The organism is Candidatus Pantoea multigeneris (assembly GCF_011752615.1).
In the GTDB taxonomy this organism is placed as follows: domain Bacteria; phylum Pseudomonadota; class Gammaproteobacteria; order Enterobacterales; family Enterobacteriaceae; genus Pantoea; species Pantoea multigeneris.
The window spans coordinates 773,489-797,276 of the sequence record NZ_VWXF01000002.1 but is presented as its reverse complement, the minus strand read 5'-3'; the positions used below and the strand labels follow the sequence as shown (position 1 = coordinate 797,276).

Annotated in this window: 24 protein-coding genes and 1 rRNA gene; 14 read left to right on the top strand and 11 right to left on the bottom strand. The window is 51.5% G+C overall.

Features of this window, described 5'->3' with window-relative positions; genetic code table 11:
* Positions 1–9: 9 nt before the first annotated feature.
* A 5S ribosomal RNA gene (gene rrf, locus F3J40_RS08835) occupies positions 10–125 on the top strand.
* Positions 126–824: 699 nt separating this feature from the next.
* Here the strand turns inward: rrf and fis are convergent.
* The 7 genes from fis to accB form a co-directional block, all read right to left on the bottom strand.
* Complete coding sequence (gene fis, locus F3J40_RS08830) at positions 825–1,121, bottom strand: DNA-binding transcriptional regulator Fis (protein ID WP_003855228.1); 297 nt, start codon at positions 1,119–1,121, stop codon at positions 825–827.
* A 24-nt stretch (positions 1,122–1,145) separates the two neighbouring features.
* Complete coding sequence (dusB, locus tag F3J40_RS08825; protein WP_026042352.1) at positions 1,146–2,111, bottom strand: tRNA dihydrouridine synthase DusB; 966 nt, start codon at positions 2,109–2,111, stop codon at positions 1,146–1,148.
* Between the two features lie 373 nt (positions 2,112–2,484).
* Positions 2,485–3,366, bottom strand: a complete 882-nt coding sequence (prmA, locus tag F3J40_RS08820; RefSeq protein WP_167013787.1) for a 50S ribosomal protein L11 methyltransferase — start codon at positions 3,364–3,366, stop codon at positions 2,485–2,487.
* 3 nt (positions 3,367–3,369) lie between these two features.
* Complete coding sequence (gene panF, locus F3J40_RS08815; protein ID WP_167013785.1) at positions 3,370–4,818, bottom strand: sodium/pantothenate symporter; 1,449 nt, start codon at positions 4,816–4,818, stop codon at positions 3,370–3,372.
* Positions 4,808–5,050, bottom strand: coding sequence for a YhdT family protein (locus F3J40_RS08810; RefSeq protein ID WP_017345554.1), 243 nt, complete (start codon positions 5,048–5,050; stop codon positions 4,808–4,810). Before F3J40_RS08810 ends, panF begins: the two co-directional genes overlap by 11 nt.
* A 72-nt stretch (positions 5,051–5,122) precedes the next feature.
* Complete coding sequence (accC, locus tag F3J40_RS08805; protein ID WP_167013783.1) at positions 5,123–6,472, bottom strand: acetyl-CoA carboxylase biotin carboxylase subunit; 1,350 nt, start codon at positions 6,470–6,472, stop codon at positions 5,123–5,125.
* Positions 6,473–6,483: 11 nt separating this feature from the next.
* A complete protein-coding gene (gene accB / locus F3J40_RS08800; RefSeq protein WP_167013781.1) occupies positions 6,484–6,930 on the bottom strand; it encodes an acetyl-CoA carboxylase biotin carboxyl carrier protein in 447 nt (148 codons plus the stop codon).
* Positions 6,931–7,227: 297 nt separating this feature from the next.
* On the opposite strand from accB, the gene F3J40_RS08795 reads away from it, so the two are divergent.
* On the top strand, positions 7,228–7,830 hold the full coding sequence (locus F3J40_RS08795; RefSeq protein WP_167013779.1) for a cupin domain-containing protein: 603 nt from the start codon (positions 7,228–7,230) through the stop codon (positions 7,828–7,830).
* A gap of 30 nt (positions 7,831–7,860) precedes the next feature.
* The gene (locus tag F3J40_RS08790; RefSeq protein ID WP_167013777.1) at positions 7,861–8,166 is read left to right on the top strand and encodes a hypothetical protein; all 306 of its coding nucleotides are present in this window, start codon (positions 7,861–7,863) and stop codon (positions 8,164–8,166) included.
* 21 nt (positions 8,167–8,187) lie between these two features.
* Here F3J40_RS08790 and F3J40_RS08785 read toward each other — a convergent pair whose 3' ends face one another.
* Complete coding sequence (locus F3J40_RS08785) at positions 8,188–8,979, bottom strand: AraC family transcriptional regulator (protein WP_167013775.1); 792 nt, start codon at positions 8,977–8,979, stop codon at positions 8,188–8,190.
* Between the two features lie 105 nt (positions 8,980–9,084).
* Here F3J40_RS08785 and F3J40_RS08780 point away from each other — a divergent pair, with 105 nt between their 5' ends.
* The 8 genes from F3J40_RS08780 to F3J40_RS08745 all read left to right on the top strand — a co-directional run bounded on the left by F3J40_RS08780 (position 9,085) and on the right by F3J40_RS08745 (position 19,723).
* The gene (locus F3J40_RS08780) at positions 9,085–10,260 is read left to right on the top strand and encodes an MFS transporter (protein ID WP_240155359.1); all 1,176 of its coding nucleotides are present in this window, start codon (positions 9,085–9,087) and stop codon (positions 10,258–10,260) included.
* A 297-nt stretch (positions 10,261–10,557) separates the two neighbouring features.
* Positions 10,558–10,797 (top strand): hypothetical protein, encoded by a 240-nt coding sequence (locus F3J40_RS08775; protein ID WP_167013773.1) that lies wholly within the window; start codon positions 10,558–10,560, stop codon positions 10,795–10,797.
* Positions 10,798–11,233: 436 nt separating this feature from the next.
* Positions 11,234–12,124, top strand: coding sequence for a GNAT family N-acetyltransferase (locus tag F3J40_RS08770; protein WP_167013771.1), 891 nt, complete (start codon positions 11,234–11,236; stop codon positions 12,122–12,124).
* 123 nt (positions 12,125–12,247) lie between these two features.
* Entirely contained in the window at positions 12,248–13,408 is a 1,161-nt protein-coding gene (locus F3J40_RS08765) for an efflux RND transporter periplasmic adaptor subunit (protein WP_167013769.1), read from the top strand.
* 1 nt (position 13,409) lies between these two features.
* Positions 13,410–16,529, top strand: coding sequence for a multidrug efflux RND transporter permease subunit (locus F3J40_RS08760; protein ID WP_167013767.1), 3,120 nt, complete (start codon positions 13,410–13,412; stop codon positions 16,527–16,529).
* Positions 16,529–17,905, top strand: coding sequence for an efflux transporter outer membrane subunit (locus tag F3J40_RS08755; RefSeq protein ID WP_167013765.1), 1,377 nt, complete (start codon positions 16,529–16,531; stop codon positions 17,903–17,905). Before F3J40_RS08760 ends, F3J40_RS08755 begins: the two co-directional genes overlap by 1 nt.
* A 46-nt stretch (positions 17,906–17,951) precedes the next feature.
* Positions 17,952–18,650 (top strand): response regulator, encoded by a 699-nt coding sequence (locus F3J40_RS08750; RefSeq protein ID WP_369410932.1) that lies wholly within the window; start codon positions 17,952–17,954, stop codon positions 18,648–18,650.
* A complete protein-coding gene (locus F3J40_RS08745; protein ID WP_167013761.1) occupies positions 18,647–19,723 on the top strand; it encodes an ATP-binding protein in 1,077 nt (358 codons plus the stop codon). Before F3J40_RS08750 ends, F3J40_RS08745 begins: the two co-directional genes overlap by 4 nt.
* Here the strand turns inward: F3J40_RS08745 and F3J40_RS08740 are convergent, their stop codons facing one another.
* On the bottom strand, positions 19,724–20,053 hold the full coding sequence (locus F3J40_RS08740; RefSeq protein ID WP_167013759.1) for a type II toxin-antitoxin system RelE/ParE family toxin: 330 nt from the start codon (positions 20,051–20,053) through the stop codon (positions 19,724–19,726).
* Complete coding sequence (locus F3J40_RS08735) at positions 20,022–20,258, bottom strand: ParD-like family protein (RefSeq protein ID WP_167013758.1); 237 nt, start codon at positions 20,256–20,258, stop codon at positions 20,022–20,024. Before F3J40_RS08735 ends, F3J40_RS08740 begins: the two co-directional genes overlap by 32 nt.
* Before the next feature lie 276 nt (positions 20,259–20,534).
* On the opposite strand from F3J40_RS08735, the gene F3J40_RS08730 reads away from it, so the two are divergent.
* Positions 20,535–21,017, top strand: coding sequence for a glutathione peroxidase (locus tag F3J40_RS08730; protein WP_167013756.1), 483 nt, complete (start codon positions 20,535–20,537; stop codon positions 21,015–21,017).
* Between the two features lie 14 nt (positions 21,018–21,031).
* Here the strand turns inward: F3J40_RS08730 and F3J40_RS08725 are convergent, their stop codons facing one another.
* Positions 21,032–21,958 (bottom strand): LysR family transcriptional regulator, encoded by a 927-nt coding sequence (locus tag F3J40_RS08725; RefSeq protein ID WP_167013754.1) that lies wholly within the window; start codon positions 21,956–21,958, stop codon positions 21,032–21,034.
* Between the two features lie 111 nt (positions 21,959–22,069).
* On the opposite strand from F3J40_RS08725, the gene F3J40_RS08720 reads away from it, so the two are divergent.
* Together F3J40_RS08720 and F3J40_RS08715 are read left to right on the top strand one after the other, a co-directional pair.
* Complete coding sequence (locus tag F3J40_RS08720) at positions 22,070–22,792, top strand: SDR family oxidoreductase (RefSeq protein WP_167013752.1); 723 nt, start codon at positions 22,070–22,072, stop codon at positions 22,790–22,792.
* A 397-nt stretch (positions 22,793–23,189) separates the two neighbouring features.
* Entirely contained in the window at positions 23,190–23,609 is a 420-nt protein-coding gene (locus F3J40_RS08715) for a hypothetical protein (RefSeq protein WP_167013751.1), read from the top strand.
* Positions 23,610–23,788: the final 179 nt, after the last annotated feature.

Sequence of the window (23,788 nt, the reverse complement as noted above, 5' to 3'; positions counted from 1 at the left end):
CAGAATTTGCCTGGCGGCTTTAGCGCGGTGGTCCCACCTGACCCCATGCCGAACTCAGAAGTGAAACGCCGTAGCGCCGATGGTAGTGTGGGGTCTCCCCATGCGAGAGTAGGGAACTGCCAGGCATTAAATTAGTGAGAAGCCCCTGTCGAAAGACAGGGGCTTTTTGCATTCAGGGGCATTATCAAACAGGGCCATAAGTTGTATTTAAACGACACTCCCCTAATTTTATGCTCTGTCTGGGCATCTCTCATTGAATTCACTAAGCGTGGCTGCGTAACAACCGGCCTCTCAACAGCTAAATGCGAGCCGTGATCCCTCTGTAACGCGGTATAAGCTGATGCTAGCCAGCCATGCAGCGGGAAAATACCGATTTGCACAGACAATCAGTTGGGTTTGCGCTGTCTGCATAGCCCTTGGATAAGGTGCCAGACGCAACATTAATGCCCTCTTATCCGCACTCAAAACTGCCAGTAATCCTCATACGATCGGCTCTGCCGATATCATACGTGTACACGGCAACGAGGCTGGACAACAGCAACCACCTCTGAGTCGTCCAATGGTGGCCTTTAAATAAGATGCGGCTCTTACAGCCAGCCATTATAAATGGCATGCTTGATACTAAAGCTGATTGGGATAAACCGTCATAGAAGGGCGGCTTGAAACGGCCATAGAGTAAGACTGAGAGAAGGTATGTCTGGCAGGCAATTACAGCGACGACATTGCTCGTAATCGTATGAGAATAAAGAAAAGTACCGCACATAAAAAAGGTGCCAGACCCGAGGGCTGGCACCTTTTCTACAAATGACCGAACTGATTAAAAATCAGTTCATGCCATATTTTTTCAGTTTCTTACGCAGAGTACCACGGTTGATACCCATCATCAGTGCTGCACGGGTCTGGTTGCCACGGGTATACTGCATGACCATGTCCAACAGTGGCTGCTCGACTTCAGCCAATACCAGCTCATACAGGTCGCTAACATCCTGACCGTTCAGTTGAGCAAAATAGTTCTTCAGTGCCTGTTTAACCGAATCACGCAGAGGCTTTTGCGTCACCTGATCCTGTGAGTTAACGGTAGAAACGGTCAGTACGTCAGAATTTACGCGTTGTTCGAACATAGTTCTTTCAGCTCTTTATTTCGTTTACGCAAGATTTTCGAAGTATGCCTCCAACGCCTCCAGCTGTTCGCTGGCATCCTCTATGGCGTTGAATGTGCGCCGAAACTGGTCATTCGGGGCGTGCTCCTGCAAATACCAGGAGACGTGTTTGCGCGCAATACGGTATCCCTTGCCTGGACCATAAAAGTCGTGCAGCTCACGTATATGCGAAACAAGCAAGCGCTTTACCTCTGCCAAAGGCAGCGGGGCAAGCAGCTCCCCAGTGTCCAGATAATGCTGGATTTCCCGGAAGATCCACGGTCTTCCCTGAGCAGCACGGCCTATCATCAGGGCATCAGCCCCCGTATAGTCGAGTACTGCTCTGGCTTTGTGCGGGTCAGTTATGTCTCCATTCGCAATGATCGGTATGGAAACACTCTGCTTAACTGTCCGAATGCTGTCGTATTCAGCTTCCCCGTTGAACAAACAGGCGCGTGTGCGCCCATGTATCGTCAGGGCTTGAATACCACAGCGTTCAGCCAATTGGGCAATCTCGACACAGTTCCTGTTATCAGGATCCCAACCGGTGCGAATTTTTAGCGTAACTGGCACCTCAACGGCATTTACCACGGCGGAGAGAATCGATTCCACTACGTCGGGGTATTGCAGCAAGGCGGAGCCTGCCATTTTCCGATTCACCTTTTTAGCCGGGCAACCCATATTGATATCGATGACTTGTGCACCAGCCTCAACATTAATACGTGCTGCCTGCGCCATGTCGTGGGGATCACAACCGGCAATCTGCACGGCGCGAATCCCTGGCTCATCACTGTGTACCATGCGTAAACGAGATTTATCGCTTGCCCAAACTTCCGGGTTAGACGACAACATCTCGGAAACCGCCATACCTGCACCCATTTCATGACACAAGGTTCTGAAAGGTCGGTCGGTAATGCCCGCCATAGGCGCTGCAATCAGCCGATTTCTTAGCTGGAGATTTCCAATACGCATGAAGTTCAGAGTAGCCATACTATGTCTGCAAGGCGGCGTATATTACGCATTTTTTCACGAAGATGAAAGGCCAAACTTTGAACAATACGCAATGAAAAAACAAGGAATTAGAAGATTGGGAGTGTCAATATGTTAAAAGTTATTATTTATCATTAAGTTAGCAATTAATGATGAAATTGTGAGCAAAAATTTTTTGCGAATATAGCACAAAATCTCAACATAAAAATCGTCACATTGGGGAATTAACGACACAAGGTGCGGATTTTACTGGCTGAATTATGGTTTTTCGCTGAATTTAATCGTGATAAAAACGGTAATCATCAATTAATAAAAAAATGTGCCCTACACCACAATTATGCAGGGCACACAGTCATCAGTTTTTGACGCCTGTAATGCGGCACCACTCTTCTTTAACGGCGACCGGGTCTAGCGTGAACAGCGAGGTATAAGCTTCACATACACCCTCAGCCTGGCTTTCCAGTACGCCTGAAAGACCAAGATGACCACCCGAAACCGGCAGTACGCTAATCAATGGAGCCAGCTCACGTAGCGGGCCAGCCAGGATGTTTGCGACCACCACATCCGCCTGCAAGTTCTCAGGTTGCTGATGAGGTAAATAGAGCTCCAGGCGCTCAGAAACACCGTTACGTTCTGCATTAGCTCGGCTGGCTTCAATGGCCTGTGGATCGATATCGATGCCGATTGCTTTTACTGCGCCGAGCTTCAATGCCGCAATTGCCAGGATGCCGGAGCCACAGCCAAAATCGATAACGGTTTTACCTGCCAAATCGAGGCCATCGAGCCAGGTAAGGCAAAGTGAAGTTGTTGGGTGAGTACCCGTGCCGAAAGCGAGTCCTGGGTCTAGCATGACGTTAACGGCCTCTGGGTCGGGAATATCACGCCAGCTTGGGCAGATCCACAGACGCTCGCCAAAACGCATTGGGTGGAAGTTATCCATCCATTCACGTTCCCAGTCTTTGTCTTCGATTTGCTCGATCTTATGGCGGAAATTAGCGCCCAGCAGCGGATGCTGTGACAGCTCAGCCACCACATCACTCATTTCCGTTTCGGCATCAAACAGCCCGATAACATCGGTATCGCCCCACAGCAGGGTTTCACCCGGTAAAGGCTCATAAACGGGCGTATCGTTGGTGTCCTGGAACGTGACCGACACAGCGCCAACATCCATTAACGCATCACTCAGCGCTTCAGCGTGTGTTCCAGAGCTGTTAATTTTGATTTGAATCCATGGCATAGCTTATCTCTTTAATTCAGTAGTGGCGCTGTGCGGCGCATCGCCAAACAGGTTACCTGCCAGAAAGGCCAGCAGGCTTAGTAACAGTGAAGGAACAATCGGGTGGAAGCCCCAGAGTTCCAGATTCAGGCTGGCGAGCAGGGTATAACATCCTGCGCCGATAATCATCGCGCTAATTGCGCCGGTTGCGTTGGCTCGCTCCCAATAGAGGCCTAACACCAGTGGCCAGAGAAAGACCGCTTCAAGCCCGCCGAAGGCCAGCAAATTGAGCCAGATAATCATTTGTGGCGGGTGCCAGGCAGCAATCAGCAGCAGTATACCCAGAACCAGGGTAATCGCCCCTGAAAGCCGACGCAGGTGACGCTCGTTCTCCGCTTGATGCGGCGCAACACGTAAATAGAGATCCTTGATTAGCGTAGCGGAAGACTGTAGCAATTGCGCATTGATGGTCGACATAATCGCGGCCATGGGAGCGGCGAGAAAGATCCCTGCGGCCAGCGGCGGCAATACTTTGATCATCAACGTTGGGATCACCTGATCGGGAACCTGAAGATCCGGGAGGATCGCCCGACCAAGCGCGCCTGCCAGGTGCATGCCAAACATCAGCACGACAACCACAATGGTGCCAAGAATAATGCCACGGTGCATGGCTTTGCTGTCTTTGTAAGAGATGCAACGCACCGCCGTGTGGGGTAACCCAATAACGCCAAGGCACACCAGTACCGCGAAGGAGCTGAGGAACGTTGGGTTGATGACATTACCCACGCCTTCTGGTTCAACAAGCTGCGGATCAATGGCTTGCAGTTTAGCCACCGCACTTTCCAGCCCCCCGGCATAGTGAATAACTGCAAACAGCAGCAGAAAAGTTCCGATCAGCATCACCATACCTTGCATCGCATCATTCAGGACGCTGGCACGGAACCCGCCAAAAGCGGTGTAGATCGCAATGGTACCGCCGAAAATCAGCAATCCGGTGTCATAGGGAATGCCGGCTGCGGTCTCCAGTAGCCGAGCACCACCAATGAACTGCACGGTCATTGCGCCAATAAATGCCACCAGCAAGCTAATGCTGGAGAGCCAGATCAATAGCGGGCTGCGATAACGGCCATACAGCATATCGTTGAGCGTCACGGCGTTGTAGCGGCGTGCCAGAATGGCAAATTTTTTCCCTAAGACACCCAGAGATAGCCAGACAGCGGGGACTTGCACCATCGCCAGCAGAACCCAGCCAAGGCCATATTTATACGCCGCACCCGGTCCGCCAATGAAGGAGCTAGCGCTGATATAGGTTGCGGTGATGGTCATGGCTAGCACAAAGCCACCCATGGAGCGACTGCCAAGGAAGTATTCAGTCAGGAAGTTACCCTGGCGCTGTTTACGCACCGCAAAAACTGAAAGTGCAGCGATTAGCAGCAAATAGCCGATAAGCGGCAAAATGATTTCATGAGACATCTTCATCCTCCAGTGACATCTCTCGGAATACGTAGCGCACCATCAGCCAGCAGAGAAAAATAAATAACAACGGGGCAAATATGCAGGAGAGTTCAAACCAGTGCGGCAAACCGGTAATACCGATTTCACTACCGCCTAACCAGGCGCTTAAGCCCCAGACGGCTAACCAGCCGAGAGTAAGATATAACGACCAGCGGGCCTCTTTATGTGCTTGTGGAAAACGGGCGTCCATCAATGCAATCCAGGCGAAAAACAAAAGAAAAAGGCCGGATTATCCGGCCTCTGTACACAGCAAAATGCAAACTTACTTCTCGTGCAGACCGAGTTTTTTCTCCAGATAGTGGATGTTGGTACCACCCTGCTGGAAGTTTTCGTCCGTCATGATTTTCACTTGCAGATCAACGTTGGTTTTGATCCCATCGATGATCAGTTCTGCCAGCGCATTTTTCATGCGAGAAATGGCCACATCACGGTTTTCGCCGTAAGTGATCAATTTACCGATCATGGAGTCATAGTACGGCGGCACGCTGTAGCCGGCGTAGATATGAGACTCCCAACGCACACCAAAACCACCTGGCGCATGGAAGCGCGTGATTTTGCCTGGGCTTGGCAGGAAGGTATTCGGATCTTCCGCATTAATACGGCACTCAACCGCATGGCCGCGAATGATCACATCTTCCTGTTTGATCGACAGTGGCAGACCGGCAGCAATACGCAGCTGCTCTTTGATCAGGTCTACGCCCGTGATCATCTCGGTCACCGGATGCTCAACCTGAATACGGGTGTTCATTTCAATGAAGTAGAACTCACCGTTTTCATACAGGAACTCGAAAGTACCCGCGCCGCGATAGTTGATATCGATACAGGCTTTGGCACAACGCTCGCCGATGTAGCGACGCAGCTCTGGCGTGATGCCCGGTGCTGGCGCTTCTTCAACGACTTTCTGGTGACGACGCTGCATAGAGCAGTCACGTTCTGCCAGATAGATAGCGTTACCCTGACCATCCGCCATCACCTGAATTTCGATGTGACGTGGGTTCTCAAGGTATTTCTCCATGTACACCATGTCGTTGTTGAAAGCCGCTTTGGCTTCCGCTTTCGTCATGTTGATGGATTGTTCCAGGTCTTTGTCGCTGCGCACAACACGCATACCACGACCACCGCCGCCGCCAGACGCTTTGATGATGACCGGATAGCCAATGCGTTTTGCAAACGCACGGTTTTTTTCCATGTCTTCAGTCAGTGAGCCGTCTGAACCCGGAACGGTAGGAACGCCGGCTTTTTTCATCGCGGTGATCGCCGAAACTTTATCGCCCATCAGGCGAATGGTTTCAGCGCGTGGGCCGATGAAGATAAAGCCAGAGTTTTCAACCTGCTCTGCGAAGTCCGCATTTTCAGACAGGAAGCCATACCCTGGGTGGATAGCAACAGCACCGGTGACATCGGCTGCGGAGATCAGAGCCGGAATGTTGAGGTAGCTTTTAACCGACTGCGGCGGGCCGATGCAGACGGTTTCGTCGGCTAGCAAGACATGTTGCAGGTCACGGTCAGCCGTTGAGTGAACCGCAACAGTCTTGATGCCTAACTCTTTACATGCGCGCAGGATACGCAGGGCGATCTCACCACGGTTAGCAATGACAATTTTCTCGAGCATGGTATCCCCTGTTATTCGATGACGACCAGCGGCTCGTCATATTCCACCGGCTGCCCACTTTCAATCAGGATCGCTTTCACGACGCCCGCTTTATCCGCTTCGATCTGGTTCATCATTTTCATCGCTTCAACGATGCACAGGGTATCGCCTACATTGACGCGCTGCCCCACTTCCACGAATGCTTTCGCATCCGGGCTGGGGGTACGATAAAACGTCCCCACCATGGGTGAACGAACCAGATGGCCGCTGACTTCAGCAGCCGCAGGTGCAGCTTCCGTAGCAGCAACTACCGGCGCAGCAACAGGCTGTGCGACGGGTGCCGCATACGCCTGCTGCATCACAGGATTAGCCGATGCACGGCGGATACGCACAGACCCTTCGTCTTCGGCAATTTCCAGCTCAGCGATACCAGACTCTTCTACCAGTTCGATCAGCTTCTTAATTTTACGAATATCCATGGTTTCGCTTCTTTTCGATTGAGTCAGGATATTGTTATAGCAGGGGAATGGGATAAAGAAGGCATAGGGAGTTCAGGTGATGTGATAAGCAAAGGTTAGATAAATGCCACGAAACTTCCGCCCAGGTTCAGGTTCTCTCTGCTTCGGGACGCTGAAACAGTGACACATACCACGATCCCGCTGGCTTCAAGCGAATTAGTTTCATGAGAAATAATGTAACAATCTTAATGTGGGCAAGGCGATGACTCTCGCTATACTTTGATCGCTGTCACAAATTCATCGTAAGAGGGAACAGTTATGACTGAGTTATCGCGCAGACATTTTATGTCCTGGATATCCGGCCTGGCCCTGGCGGCTCCCACCCTGTTTAGTCGCTATGCGGCAGCCGCTCCCCACGCCGACAATGTGCAGTTACTGCACCTTGAACGTAACAGCTGGGTTCCTAACAATGCTCACTTGCCGGTTATCCTCTACAAGCAGGCGTTGGCTCCCGCAACCGATCGAACCGGGGCGGCTGAAGCGCAATTTGAACAACATCAGTGGCCGCCTCAGTGGGTGGCTTCCATTTTTGACTATCACCATTATCACAGCACCGCCCATGAGGTGCTCGGCTGCGTAAGCGGCAAAGCGGACGTGATGCTGGGTGGCCCTGGCGGGCATGTTGTCACGCTCTCCGCAGGTGATGTGGTACTGTTGCCAACGGGAACCGGGCACTGCAATCAGGGAAGCAGTGACGATTTTCTGGTCGTGGGCGCGTACCCGCCACAACAAAACTGGGATATCTGTCGTGAAGCCCCTACGCAGGCGATGATCGACCGTATGGCACATCTCCCGTTTCCGGCCAGCGATCCTGTGACGGGTGCGCAAGGCCCACTAATTAGTCAATGGCAACGCAGTTAGTCCGATATTTCGCATAACAAGGAGTGAGCAGTGCAACAGGATGAAGTCGCAGCCCTTTTGAAAGACAAGAGCGACTTTCAAAAGCGGCTGAAGCTGATTGGCGTATTAAAGGGACGCACCGATAGCCACAGCGAAGAGGCGCTACAGTATCTGGTGAAACACGATTTTGTCTTCAAAGTGAGGTTAGCCGCCTGGCAGGCGCTGAGTGACCGGGGAGTCACGTGCGATAAACCGGTCGAACGTGCCCGCTATGTCATTTTTCTGGAAAAGCGCCTGGGCAACCTTGACGGTTTTTTGACCTGGTGTGGCAAGTGGACAGATCTGTTTCTCTGGTAAACCCGAAACGGTTGGACCGGTTCAGAAAAAGTGCTTTGGAGACTGGCCAAACAGTTGCCTGAAAGCATGAATAAACGCCGAGGGTGTCGAATACCCGACGGTCAGTGCGACCTCAGTGACTGTCCTGCCGGAACGCAGCATTTCAAGGGCGCTCAACAGCCGCAGACGTTGCCGCCATTGATGAAACGGCAACCCCGTCGCGCGCAGAAAATGTCGCGAAAATGATCGCGTTGACATGCAAGCGAGATCTGCGGATTGTTCGAGCGTATGCGGCAGATGCGGTGTGGCCTGAACAGCAAGGCAGACATCAAGCAACCTGGCGTTGGCAGGAAAGGGAAGGTTAAGCGGGGCATCTGGCAGGGACTGGAGTAAATCCAGCAGCACCTCTACTTTTCGGCCCTCAGCCCCCGTTTCGTCATAGTGCACCGGGAGTGACGTGCAGCCGTGATGAATAAATGCACGCACAAAATCATCCACCATCACCACCCGGGTTTCATTTGGCTTGAGAGTAATAACCTCCGCCTTGATGTATAAACTCTCCAGCTCAACCTCTTCGCTGACCCAGAGCGTGTGAAGGCATCCTGGCGGTATCCAAACGCCATAATCGGGCGGCAGTAGAATCGTCATTTCCCCGGCCTGCACTTGCATCAGGCCTTCTCGTGCGAAGAGAAATTGCCACCAGCTGTGCTGATGTGGCTGTACACAGGTTCCAGCATGGATACCGTAGGCCCGAAAGTACACCTGCCGGGGCAATGTTTTCAGGGAAGAGGTGGTGGCCAGAATCCACTCTTTGTTATTCAGACTCGCTCGCACCGGCGCGCTCCTTTGGCAGCTGTTCGATATATATTGTCATTATATCGAAAGCATTGATGCGGGACGACCGCTACCCTGTGGTGATTTTGCAACGGGATGAATGGAATGAAAGACAGAATGTTATTGCCCTGGTTGATGGTTTTTGGCGCAGGACTTTGCCTGCGCACCGGTATCTCATCGCTTTCACCGATGCTGGACACCATCCAGCATCAACTGGGGATCGGTAGCAGCTATCTCGGCCTTTTGACCGCAATCCCGGTGGTTTGCATGGGGGTGTTGTCTCCACTTGGACACGCTTTCGACCGTCGGTTTGGGCTAAAGACGTCAATGATGCTGGCTTTTATTGTGCTGATGGCTGGCCTTGCACTGCGCCTGAAAACCGAAACCTTTGGCCTTCTGTTGTTAACGGCAGCGTTGGTCGGCATCGGTGATGCTATTATTCGGCCGCTGTTAAGCGGTTTTATCAAAGAGACGTTTCACGACAGGACCCACGCGGCGATGGGCGTTTACGCCACGGCCATGGGGGTAGGCTCTGCCGTTGCTGCCTATACCACACCTTTTTTGTCCACCGCCTACGGGAGCTGGCAAGGTGGTCTGGCATTTTGGGCTATTCCGGCACTGATTGCGGCGATGCTGTGGGTGATGTGGTCAGGCGGCGCTAAACATGAGGCTGCTGAGGTCCCGCGTGGACAATCTCAACGTCTGGATCATCTGGGGAGGGTGGCCTTGACGCTGTTTTTTGGCTTACAGGCCGGCATTAACTATACGATTGTGGCGTGGTTGCCCAGTTTATACCTCGCTTCCGGCTTTGCGCAGCAGGCGAGCAGCGGATTTATTGCGGTGTTTATGCTGTTGCAGACCCTCACCAGCCTGTTTTTCCCGCTGTTGATGCGCCTGATGCGCGTCAAGGTGGCCGGAGCGATGATCATTTACACGGTTTGCGCGCTCACCGGCTTCCTGATGTTGGGGGATTTATCCCAGACCGTTTGGGCTGCCGCTGTGCTTCTGGGTATCGCCACCGGGGGCTTGTTCCCGATAGCCTTGCTGCTGCCACTGGAATTTTCTTCCTCGCGTGAAGAAGCAACCCGGATCAGTGGCGTGACACAATCCGGCGGTTATCTCCTGGGTGGCGCGATGCCGTGGGTTGCCGGTATCGCCACGGCCCAAATGGGGCCAGTAAAGGGCATTACCGCACTGTGTTTAGGCATGGGGATCATTTTACTTATCGTCGTTGCACAGGTGCGTAAACGCTATTTACAGCGTGTTCAACAGGCGGAATAGATTGTTCGGAAAACCTGGTCAATCCGAATGAAAGACGAATTCAAGACATCAATCTTATGCCGAATGAAGCCAAGTGAGGGGCATCCCGGTTCCTTGTACTTTAGGGCGGGGAGGATTGCGACTCATAGCGATACCTATCGCAAGACCAGCGGTTACTCAGGTTCTGCTTGATAATTTTTTTCAAAAAGAACCGGTAGACGCAGGTATTGAGTGTTGACAGGGAGGTACATTGGGTCGATTGTGTTTCATGTAGGGCTGTGCAAGAGGTGCGGCACGTAAATCCCGAACGGATGAAAAATGAGTGACAACACCATGACCGCTGACGAATCCATCAAATTGCAGGCCGAAATTTCTAAGCTGATTGCCGAAAGCATTAAACTGAACGCAGAAACCAGCAAAATGAATGCGGAGACAATAAAACTCCTGGCTGATACCGGCAACACCTTCCGCGAAATCTTCTGGTATCCGGTGGCCATCGCAACGGGGCTTATCGGTGTGGTCGTAGCCTGCACCACGTTTTTATTGAAAATACTTTAGTAAAAAGCCCCCGCAAGGGGGCTTTTTACATTTGGGGCATCTGTGTGCATTGTAAAAAACTACTCAGCCCCAACCACAGACGATCTAACCCGTCTGAAAGATGAGTTAGGCTGCAATCAAGTGTCATTCTCCGGGGGGCAGAGCGTTAAAAAACTCGCTCTGCCCATAAAGATTTGCATTGTCACCGTTTTTTTCTTAATTTTATTTTGAACTTTGTGTATATTTTGAGAGTGATGAAAATTTCATTTATATCTGTGTAGAATACGTGTAGTTAATGTGTAGAATGTGTGTAGAAATGAAATTAACCGAATTTCATTGAATTTCTCATGCGCTCGTTTATATTTTGTTTAATCTCACTGATTTAAACAGTCACTTCCTTGTGAAATCAACCGTAACAGGTTGTCGGTTTTTTACTGTTTAACTTCAGGTGTTAATTTTGTTTCTCACACATTTAAAACTTAAACAAACGGGCTGGGAAGAGTGCGGGCTTGCTGCTTACACGCAAATTTATAATACGTTTGGGGGAAGTTTCTGTACCCATCCCAGGGTGCTTTCATATCTCTCTGAACGGGAGAGTCTCAGCGTTCAATACTATTTAAAACGTTCAGCTTCGGGTCCTGTCGCTGCTGTCTTTTCGATCAATGGTTCCCTGGAATATAAAAACCCCGGCATCCCCTTTGTTTTTGATGACTTGATCCTCCCTGTGAAACCAGGGGTGAAAGTCATGCTTCCTTTTAAAACCAAACGGTTATCCCCATACTCTCAAACGTCTGTACGCAACAGCATTCGCCATAACCTCTTCAAGAAGAAAATTGCGCACATTAAGTCCGATTTTTCCGCTAAATCGGTAAAAAAAAGAAATGGCGAAGTCAGACGATTTCAACAAAATGGCGGGGTTATCGAAGATGTTACCGCCTTTTCGCCTGATGAAATATCAACCATTTACCATCAGTTGTTTAACTTACGCTGGCAAAACACGGTTAAATGTATAAACAGAGACGTTTTGCATGAAACATTTACCGAATTCAGGGACATGATTTTTGGCAAAATTTTATTTGTCAATGATAGGCCTTGCGCGTTCGACCTTAACTATAAAGTGGAGTGCCCATCCTGGTATTACTTTGAAGACTTTAATGGCGGATTAGATCCGCAGTTCAAGTCACTGGGTATTGGCAGTGTTTTACTGTGGGAAAACATCCGCGAGGCAAAAGCGTTGTCAGCGTCAGCGAATAAAAAATGTATTTTTTCACTTGGTGCTTACAACCCGGCATGGCAGTACAAAAAACAGTGGTGTGACATTATGCCTTCGGGGAGAACGCTTTTTTAAAATTAACCCACTCTTTAAATTTACAAAATTATTTATCGGCTACACACAACCTAAACACATCCTCAACGGCCAGTAAACGCAACTTCGCTACCATTGGCCATCATTTTCCAACACGAGAGTACCATGCCCGGTATTAAACATTTCCCACTACCGCTACTTCTGATTTTAACAGGTGCCGTCCTGACGGGTTGTGATAAGAAAGCCAGTCAAGAGACCGACGTTCATCCTCCTCAGGTCGCTGTTGAGGTCATTCAGCCCCGCGTTTTATCAGTAAAAGAGACGTTGCCCGGTCGGGTTACCGCCTGGCGCACGGCCGAAATACGACCACAGGTTAACGGAGTGATCCAGCGCCGCCTCTTTGAACAGGGTGCAGAGGTGACCAAGGGCACAGCACTTTTCCAGATTAACGCCGCCCCTTTTGCCGCGGATGTTGCCAATGCGAAAGCCGGGTTACTGCGGGTAGACGCGGCGAACGATAAAGCCCAACAGCAAGTCAATCGCCTGAAGCCGCTGATGTTATCCGAAGCCGTCAGCCGTCAAAGTTATGACGATGCGGTTGCCAATGCGCGTCAGGCAGCAGCGGACGTTGCTCAGGCCCGTGCTACGCTAGCGCGTAAACAGCTCGACTTAAGTTTCGCCACTGTCGACGCCCCGATCTCTGGCCGGATTGATCAGACGCTAGTGACAGAGGGGGCATACGTGACGCCAGGGGATACCAGCCCACTTGCACGTATCTATCAAACCGATCCTATCTACGTTGACGTACGCCAACCTGCTGAGGTTTATAGCCAGCTTCGCCGACAGGTAGGCGGTGAGCAGGGTACTGCCGCTGCGCTTCCCGTCCAGGTGTTATTACCGGACGGCACGGTCTATCAACACCCCGGAAAGATCCTTTTCTCTGGAATTTCTGTTGATGCTGGCACGGGAGACGTGCTGGTGCGTATTGAGGTCAAAAATCCGAATCGAGAATTATTGCCTGGCATGTTTGTACGTGTGCAGATCCCCCGCCAGCACTACGACGACGCTTTGATGGTTCCTCAGCAGGCAGTGTCCCGACACGAGGGAACACCCACGCTTTGGGTGGTGGATGAACAGCAGCAAGCACACCAGGTAAACGTCGATGTTGGAGAGTTATCACAGGGGGAATACCGCATATCCTCCGGTTTGCCGGCAGGGAGCCGCGTTGTTGTCATGGGAATGGAGAAGCTGGCTGACGGCGTCAAAGTCGCGGCGGCATTAGCTCCGGCGTCCCCGACACCTCTGACGATGACAGCAGGAGAGTAAAATGGCTCAGTTTTTTATTAAACGTCCGGTGTTCGCCTGGGTGCTGGCGCTGTTTATCATTTTGTTTGGCGTCATTGCGATACCTAAACTCCCGGTTGCGCGCTATCCCTCCGTTGCACCGCCGAATGTCACCATCACCGCGACCTATCCTGGGGCTTCACCGCAGACCATGAACGACTCCGTGGTGGGGCTGATTGAACGCGAACTGTCCAGTGTTAAAAATCTGCTTTATTTTGAATCATCTACCGATACCTCAGGCCAGGCGACGATCACCGTCACCTTCAAGCCGGGCACCGATCCTGAGCTGGCTCAGGTAGATGTACAAAACCGTATCAAGACGGTAGAACCTCGCCTGCCTCAGACTGTGCGTCAAAACGGGCTGCAGGTCGAATCTGCCAGCTCAGGCTTCCTCATGATTGTCAGTCTGACCTCAAAACAAGGCCAAATGAACAGCGAAGCCTTAAGCGACTATATGGCCAGAAATGTGGTTGACGAACTGCGCAGAATACCTGGTGTGGGTCGCGTTCAGCTGTTTGGGGCCGAAAGAGCCATGCGCGTTTGGGTGGACCCCGCCAAACTGGTGGCTTTCAATCTGACGATAGGTGACGTTTCCACGGCGATTTCCCAACAAAATGTGCAAATCGCGCCTGGACGGGTAGGTGATGAGCCGACGATGCCGAATCAAACCGTTACTATCCCTTTAACGGTGCAGGGACAGCTCTCTACGCCTGAGGAGTTTGCCAATATTGTCCTGCGTGCCAATCAAGATGGCTCCAAAGTGAAATTATCTGACGTGGCAAAAGTCGCTCTCGGGGCTCAAAGCTACAGCATGATGATCCGTGACAACGGTAAGAGCTCAACCGGTGCTGCGGTTATGCTTGCACCAGGTGCAAATGCCGTAAAAACCGCTGATGCGGTGGCGGCGCGTATGCACGAATTGAGCCTGTCAATGCCGCAGGACATGCAGTACTCCATCCCTTTCAATACTGCCCCTTTCGTAAAGCTCTCCATCGAGAAGGTGATTCACACGCTTCTCGAAGCAATGGTGCTGGTGTTCATTGTCATGTATCTGTTTTTACAGAACATCCGCTACACCTTTATACCCGCGATTGTTGCGCCGATCGCCTTGTTGGGCACGCTATCCGTGATGCTGCTCATTGGCTACTCCGTCAACGTTTTGACGATGTTTGGACTGGTTCTCGCTATCGGCATCATCGTCGATGATGCGATTGTCGTGGTTGAGAATGTCGAGCGCATTATGCGCGAAGAAAACCTCGAACCCCGCGAAGCCACCTCACGTGCGATGCAGGAGATCACGGGTGCGATCATCGGGATTACGTTGGTGCTTACGGCGGTCTTCATTCCGATGGGGTTTGCCAGTGGTTCAGTGGGCGTTATCTACCGCCAGTTTGCCTTCTCAATGGCGACGTCCATTTTGTTCTCCGCGCTCCTGGCGCTGACGCTGACGCCTGCTCTGTGCGCAACGCTGCTTAAAAAGATCCCGGAAGAGCATGCAAAAAGGGGCTTTTTCGGCCTCTTTAACCGAGGGTTTGATCGGCTGACACAGCGTTATTCACAGTGGGTCAGAACCACGCTGAAACGTTCAACGCGAATGCTGCTGCTGTTTGTGGCGATCAGTGCGGGAATGGGGCTGGCATTTAGTCAGCTGTCCTCAAGTTTCCTGCCAGAAGAAGATCAAGGCTATTTTATGACCGCGTTTCAATTACCTGCGGATGCAACCCAGCAGCGTACGCTCGCGGTCGTCAAAAAATATGAGAATGCGGTGGCTTCACGTCCAGCAATCGCGACGAACCAATCGATTATTGGTTTTGGATTCTCCGGTTCCGGTGCCAATACCGCACTTGCATTTACTGTCCTGAAAGACTGGAAGGAACGGGGCAACACGTCTACCCAGAAGGAGATCGCGTTTGCGCAGCAGGCGATGAGTGACACGCCGGAGGGCTCTGTCATGAGCCTGATGCCACCTGCCATTGAGGAGTTAGGGACCTCTTCAGGATTTACCTTGCGGCTTGAAGACCGCGCCAACCAGGGCTACCAGGCACTGGAGGCTGCGCAGACTCAGCTGCTGCAACTCGCCGCGAAAAGCCACAAAGTGGTACAGGTATACCCTGATGGTTTGGCCCCAGGAACAAACATTCGCCTTGATATCGATCGTGAAAAAGCCAATGCCATGGGTGTCCCCTTCACCAGTATCAGTGACACACTTTCCTCTGCAATAGGTTCGCTGTACGTCAATGATTTTCCTGATAAAGGTCGTATGCAGCAGGTCATCATTCAGGCAGATGCTAAAGATCGCATGCAAATCGATGACATCCTGAACCTGTATGTACGCAACAGCGATAACCAGATGGTTGCGCTGAAAACGTTCATTCACCCTGTGTGGTCAGATGCACCGCTGCAACAGGTTCGTTATCAGGGATATCCTGCAATGAGGATATCAGGCAGTGCCGCCGCAGGCGTTTCCAGCGGCGATGCCATGGCGGAAATGGAAAAACTGGCTTCACAGCTGCCGCCAGGGTTTGCGGTGGAGTGGACCGGGCAGTCGTTACAGGAGCAGGAGTCGTCAGCCCAGGCTCCTATGCTCATGGCACTTTCCATCCTGGTTATTTTTTTAGTCTTAGCCGCGTTATACGAAAGCTGGGCCATTCCACTGTCTGTGATGTTGGTTATCCCATTGGGGATTGTGGGGGCTGTTCTCGCCATCATGGTACGAGGATTACCGAATGATGTGTTCTTTAAAGTCGGCTTGATCACCGTGATTGGACTGTCAGCGAAAAACGCCATTCTTATCGTGGAGTTTGCCAAACAGCTGCATGAAGAGGGGCAGAGCCTCTGGCAGGCCGCCATGACTGCAGCCAAAATGCGCCTGCGCCCCATCATCATGACCTCCCTGGCGTTCGGCTTAGGGGTTGTTCCGTTGATCATTGCTTCTGGTGCAAGCAGTGAGACCCAGCATGCTATTGGCACTGGCGTCTTTGGTGGGATCGTCAGCGCGACGCTACTGGCGATTATTTTTGTCCCGCTGTTTTTTGTCAGTGTCATGTCATTAAGAAATAAACTGGCGCGCCGTAGTGCCAAAAAAGCGCTGGAGAATCAATAATGAACAGAACGCTTCTTCTTTTGGCGTTATTCGTCAGTGGATGTTCATTAAATCCCGCGCTAACACATGGCCCCTCGCCAGTGGCGCAACATTATGCACAGCAGAATGCGGCAACAGGGAATGGCGCAGACCTCGGCTGGCGGGAAATGTTTAAAGATCCCCAACTACAGCAGGCCATTGCCCTGGCATTATCCAATAACCGGGATTTGCGTATTGCCATGTTAAATGTCGACACGGTGCAAGCTCAGTACCGCATTCAACGCGCTGCGCGTTTGCCTGGCGTGGAGATGAATGGAAGCTGGACGCGTCAGAACAGCGGAAGTAATGCGGCTTCAGGCACGGGAGGCATCACGGATCAGACCACGGCTGGTGTGAATCTCAGCGCGTTTGAAATTGATCTCTTCGGCCGGGTGAAGTCTTTATCTACCGCTGCTTATGCCAGATACCTGGCGACAGAAGCCGGTTCGCGGGCTGCCCGGATATCCCTGATTGCCTCGGTTGCGCGCGCCTGGTATAACCAGATGCAAACCGCAGAGCAGTTGGCGTTATCCCGGCAAACCTTACAAGACTGGCAACACTCCTTAGTGCTTGCGCGCCAATTGCAGGCCGCTAATCAGAACAGCGCGATCGATGTCGCACAAGCTGAGGGGCAGGTCGCGACGGCGGAAGCCGACGTCCAGGCCAACGAACGGGCGTACCTTCAGGCTGGAAATGCATTAAGGTTACTGGTGGGCACCCGCGAGACGCTACCCGTGCCACAAAGTACGTTGATGAAGAGCGACATCGAAACCGAGTTACCCGCAGGCATTCCATCAGATTTACTGACGCGCAGACCTGATATCATTCAGGCGGAGTTGAACCTGCAGGCGGCGAATGCGGATATTGGTGCAGCACGGGCTGCCTTTTTCCCGAGGATTTCCCTTACCGCGTCCTTTGGTCAGGCAAGTCCGCAGCTGTCACAGCTGTTTGACTCGGGGAGCCAGACATGGCAATTCCTGCCACAGGTCTCTATACCGCTCTTCCAGGGAGGACGTCTTCAAGCCGAACTGGATGTCGCAAAGCTGAAAAAATCCACAGCAGTGGCAGACTATGACAAAGCGATTCAGGTCGCCTTTCGCGAAGTCTCTGATGGACTGGCGGGCAACGCCACCTACCGTAAACAGATGTCCGCGCAACAGCGCGTCGTGGAGAGTGCCGAACGTCGATTGCATTTGTCGATGCAGCGCTATCAGGCAGGCCTGGATAATCGCCTTGAACTGCTTGACGCTCAGCGCCAGCTTTACAGCGCGCAGCAAACGTTACTCACTTTACGGCAGAACGAGATTGATAACGCCATCACTCTGTACAAAGCGCTTGGCGGTGGTATCAAAGAGTAAGGATTTATCACCCGCCACGGCGGGTGATTTCAATCATAAAAGAGTCATTATGCATAACACACTGATTTTGATCGTCGAAGATGACCACGAGATAGCTGCGATATTAACCGCATATCTACAAAATGCGGGTTACCACACTCACCATGCTGAAAACGGTGCGCTAGCGCTGGAGTATTGTGCTTCATCGCCCCCTCACTTAATCATTCTTGATGTGCGTATGCCCGTTATGGACGGGTGGCAAGTCCTTGCTGAAGTCCGACGTCGTGGCAATACCCCGGTAATCATGCTGACCGCGAATGATGATGATGTGGATAAGCTTTCAGCGCTGCGTATTGGCGCAGATGATTACGTTGTAAAACCTTTTAATCCAGCCGAAGTGGTGGCGAGGGTTCAGGCGGTGTTGAGGCGCTCACGGGCGGCAAGTTTTTCCGAAGAAATTCTGTCTACCCCCTCGCTTTCCATCAACCTGGCGCAGCATAGCGTTATTGTAAAAGCCAGCTCAGTGGATATCGCGCCGCGTTTAACCACCACGGAATTTCGCTTAATCACGCAGTTTGTGCGGGAACCGAACCGTGTCTTCAGCAGAGAGGAACTGCTGGAGGCCTGCTTCCCTGAAGGGGATACGCTTCCCAGAACCGTTGACAGCCACATCAGCAAACTGCGTAAGAAACTTGAGGATGCCGAGGCAGCAGGGCTTTTGCAAAATGTCAGGGGCTTTGGTTACCGTCTTGGAGAGCGGAAATGAAGCGTCGAGGTCTCAGCCAACAGCTAAACTGGCTGATCATCAAAATTACCTTTTATTCATTTCTGACTTCATTCACGACCTATGCATTTTATCCCACCTTCGTGGGATTCTTTTCAGGCAAATTCCTGCCTCCGGATTTCGACGTTGGCAACCTGGGAGACTGGATAACAATGATCGTCACCACGATATTAACCATACTGGTTTCTGTCCTTGTTTCTGCAAAGTTTGCGCGTCAAATGATCGTGCCTCTTGAATCGCTAACGCAAAGCGCAAAGCGTGTTGCTGAGGGCGATTTAACCGCACGAGCCGTGGGTGGGGCAGTGGAACTTGGGGAGATCAGCGCCCTGGTAAAAGATTTCAACCGTATGGCTGAAACGTTAGAAACCATGTCTCAGGACATTCGTACGTGGAACGCCGCTATTGCTCACGAATTAAGAACGCCAGTGACGATTTTACGGGGCAGGCTTCAGGGTTTAGCCGATGGCATATTTGCGCCGGAGAATAAGCTTTTCGTCAGTCTGGTCCATCAAACGGACAGTCTCACGCGGCTCATTGAAGATCTGAGAACACTGAGCCTGGCTCAGTCCGGACATCTGCATATTTATTACGATCGCGTGAATATCGATACTGAAATCTGTACGTTATCAGGGCTGGTAAAAGAGGATTTTAAAGAGAGCCACCTTTCGCTGGTGCTCAAACTCAATCCCGTTGTGATTGAATGCGATGTTTCGCGCTTCAGGCAAGTGATGTTGGCCTTTCTGGAGAATGCACGTCGCTACTCTGTTCCCGGCGTTATCATGATTTCCTGTGAGGAAGATAGCGAAGGCGTCATGATTCATATTGATGACGAAGGACCGGGTATCGATCAGGCGCTGGCCTCAACCCTGTGGGATGCATTTGTACGTACTGATGCATCTCGTTCGCGCAACAGCGGAGGAACAGGGCTGGGGCTTGCGGTGGTGAAAGCGATTGTTCAGGCCCACGGCGGCAAGGTTTATTGTGAACAGAACGCGCTAAAAGGCACGCGTTTTTCCTTCTGGCTTCCTAGGGCTAAACCTTCACATCTTATTTGATTATCCAATGAGCTTAAGATCGGCTTTGCGCTGCCTCTTTTGCTCATCATAATAGTTCTCATGTGTTCCCATGCTGAGGAGGTAGATTTCCAGCTTTTGGCCCAGCCAGGAGTAGCCAAGCAGGTACTGTTGTTTCCCCAAATAAAACTTATGCACCCACAGATAGCTGAGATCGCCTTTCTTGCGTTCGCCTATTTCCGGGTTTTCGATGATGCGATCTATCTCGTCATCAACGCTGTCCTGCTCCATTTTGTTCAGACGGTTAAACGCTTTTTCAAAGCGGCTCGACTGGAAAACCTCAATTTCCTGTTCTGTCTTTTCGGCGCACATACTTTTTCATTCTCCCGTTGTCCATTTCTGATTTCGCCAGCAGAATTTCATTAATAAAGGAAAACGGCAGATCGGGGTTGTCCTCCGCAATACGGCCAATTTTAGCCCAGTATTCAATCTGCTTGGGCACACTGCGGCTCATTGCCTCTGCGTGTACTTTCACTTCTTCAACAAAATCATCATCTAACCGGATGCTTGTTGCCATTTTAAACCTCACGATGTAGTCACCCGTGCCAGTAAGGTATTGGGGTGGTTTCAATCGATACGCCAGCGCCTGACGCACGACAGATGAAAGTATGCGACAAATTGTCGCGTTGTGCAATGCGATGAGTAATGACTTTAATGTTAACAAGCAGGCAAGACGCTTCGGTTCCTTGTCCTGAGGGTTCGACTTTGCCAGGATATATCTCAAAAGACCTGCCTCGCTATGCACGGCGTAGCAATAGCGACATCGAACTGACTCTGGCTTGAGGATTGCAACATGACCCCTTTTTATCAATTCACTGCCACTAGCCTTGCCGGTGAGCCGGTCCCGATGGCTGACTACGCGGGTAAGGTGGTTCTGGTGGTGAACACCGCCAGCCATTGCGGCTTCACGCCACAATATGCAGGCCTTGAAACGCTCTACAAAAAGTACGCCGACAAGGGCCTGGTGGTGTTGGGTTTCCCCTGCAACCAGTTCGGCAAGCAGGAGCCTGGCGGCGCTGACGACATCGCGAAAACCTGCCACATCAACTACGGCGTGAGCTTCCCGATGTTCGGGAAAACTGAGGTCAATGGGCGCGCAGCACACCCGCTGTTTCGTTATTTAAAAACCGCACTGCCCGGTGTGCTGGGTGGGCGTATTAAGTGGAATTTCACCAAGTTCCTGATCGGCCGTGACGGCAAACCGCTAGCGCGTTTCGCGCCGTTCACTACCCCGGAGAAAATGGAAACTGCGATCCTGGTGGCACTTGGCCGCTAGAGGGCAGCTTTCCTTTATGCCTGCGGCCCGGTGTAACGCTCATGCTCGCTTCGGCATATCGCCAGGATGGTTTCCCGTAGCCAGCGGTGAACCGGATCTGCTTGCAGTCTTGGGTGCCAGATAGCTGAGACTTTGATCGGCGGTGTGTTAACCGGCAACTCGAAATGCACCAATTCTGAAGCCGGATCAGACCAGCACATGACCGTAAAGGGCATTAGGCCAATCGCGTCCGAAGCCGCTACGACTTTGATGGCACTGTGATAAGAAGGCACACACATGCTGATCTGCCGCTTTATGCCCAGGCGTCCAAGTGCGGCATCGACGGGTCCGTGCAGTTGGTTTTTACGGGAAATGACGATATGAGGGAAACTGGCATAGCGTTCAGGCGTAACGCCCGCGTTTAACAGCGGGTGGCCCCTGCGGCAGACCCCGACGAAGCGATCGCTGAACAACAACCGGGTCTTAAGCTCTGGCGCATCGGTGCCTAATACACCAATTTCGAGGTCAATGTCTCCGGCTCGCAGCGCCTGCGCGTCTTTATCCGCTTTGTTGACAAACAGCAGGCGTATTTTCGGTGCCGTCTGTTGCATTTCTTTCAGCAGTGCTGCTGCGGTGAGATCAATAAACCCTTCGCTGGCACGAATGACAAAGTTACGTTCCAGGTTCGCCAGATCAAGATGCTGATTCGCCGGTTGCAGCAGGGCATGTGCATTGATCGTCGTTTCATGTACACGTTCAGCCAGCGCTATCGCATAAGGCGTCGGCACCATGTGACGACCAGCCTGCACCAGGAGCAAATCGCCCGTCGCCTGGCGTAAACGGGTTAACGTCCGGCTCATCGCTGAAGTGCTTAGCCCCACGCGTTTTGCTGCACGCGTGACGCTGCACTCCGTCAGTAACGCATTCAATGCGGTCAGTAGATTCAGGTCGATATCAGGCATCAGTCAAAACTCTTGCATCATATGCAATCTATTATTGCATGCTGTGCGTCTGGCTCAATCTCTGTCCCGCATATTAAAGTCATTGTTCACCAGAGATTGGGAGCAAGAAACATGTCACATCACTTATTCGAAACAGAAAAACCGCGCATGTTGCTGATTGGCGCGTCAAAAGGGATTGGCCTTGCCCTTGCCGAAGCTTTGCTGCTACAAGGTTGGGAAGTTACCGCGACGCTTCGCGCGTCAAGCCAACCGGCTTTGCATCAGCTTGTGGCGCGCTACCCCAATGCCTTGACGATCGAGCAACTGGACATCAACGACGCAGACCAACTCTCCGCCCTTAAACAGCGCCTTCAGGGCCAGAATTTCGATGCACTCTTTGTCAATGCCGGTACCGCTAATCATAACCAGGAGGAAACCATCGCTGAAGTAAGCACGGAGGCGTTTATGCAAGTGATGATCACTAACGCGCTGTCTCCGCTAAGAGTGATTGAAAACTTACAGTCGCTGATCAAATCGGACGGACTTATCGGCGTGATGTCTTCGGGGCAGGGCAGCGTAAGCAATAATGTGAAAGGCGGGAAAGAGGTTTATCGCGGCAGCAAAGCGGCATTGAATCAATATATGCGCTGCTATGCCGCACGACAGGCGGTTACGCATCCGCACCGTGCTTTGCTTCTGCTGGCACCGGGCTGGATACGCACCGACTTGGGCGGTGAAGAGGGGACTTTTAGCCTCGAAGAAACCATTCCCGATATCGTCAATGTGATCGAGACTAAACAAGGCAGAGCTGGCCTGGAATATCTCGACCGCTTTGGTAAACCCGTGCCCTGGTAAACCTGGCGATTTAACACCCTCTCCACCTTTTCGCCGCGCGAATCAGGCGGGGAGGAGGTCAACACGGTGCTTCTCATTCGGCCCAACATTCGGCTGAGCTGTTTTTCGCGTCATCCTCTTTAAATTCGCAACACCAGCGTGCAATCACCGTGGCTGCTACGCTATTACCAATTCACGAATCTGCAAAGCCTCCGTCCAGATAACTCACTTTCAGCATACTTTCGATGCCAGAAATTTTCTCTCCAGGTAAACATCATGAGATGCAACATTTGAGAAAATGATGTCAGGTAGAAAAATTGTGAGCCTGGAAAGTACAAACCTCTGAGAATCCACTTTCAGCCGGGGTTAGTCTGACTGATTTACTTAACAATGCCTGAAAGGGTAATAAGGAGATTTTATGAACAATTATAAAGAGTTAGAGAAGATTGTTATTGATTACAATTTAATGCGTATGGCTACGCAGTTTAAACGCATCCTTTTTCCCAATCAGGTTGTGCACCTTATCCCGGAAGATGAAATCGAATCGGTGTTCAAACGTTTAGTTGCTAAAAGAGATGCTTACTTCGTAAGTGCAGAATGTGTTTGTGATGGGATTGTGTTCTCTCATCAACATTGTGTACTGGATACCAGTGCTCAAGGAAAGATTAGCGGCTATCTCTCGCAGACCGGCCATTCGAGGATTTATGTGAACGAACTTGCATACGTTGGTGATGAGAAAGTCATTCACCATACGCTGGAAAACATGCATGAACAGCGTCTCATAAAAGATCTTGATCGTGTCAGATATGGCAAGATTGATTCATTTGTAGCTTGCTAGGTCAGTAAGTGTGCTGGTGGCTTGTCCACCAGCAATAGTCGTAAGGGTGACCATACTCGGATAATGTGGGCACGCCTATAAACGAGAAGCACACAGATTCCTTGTCTTCAGGCTTCGGCTTTTCCGGGATGTATTTCAAACATAACCTTCAAGGCCTGCCACTGCTTCTTATGGCGCGG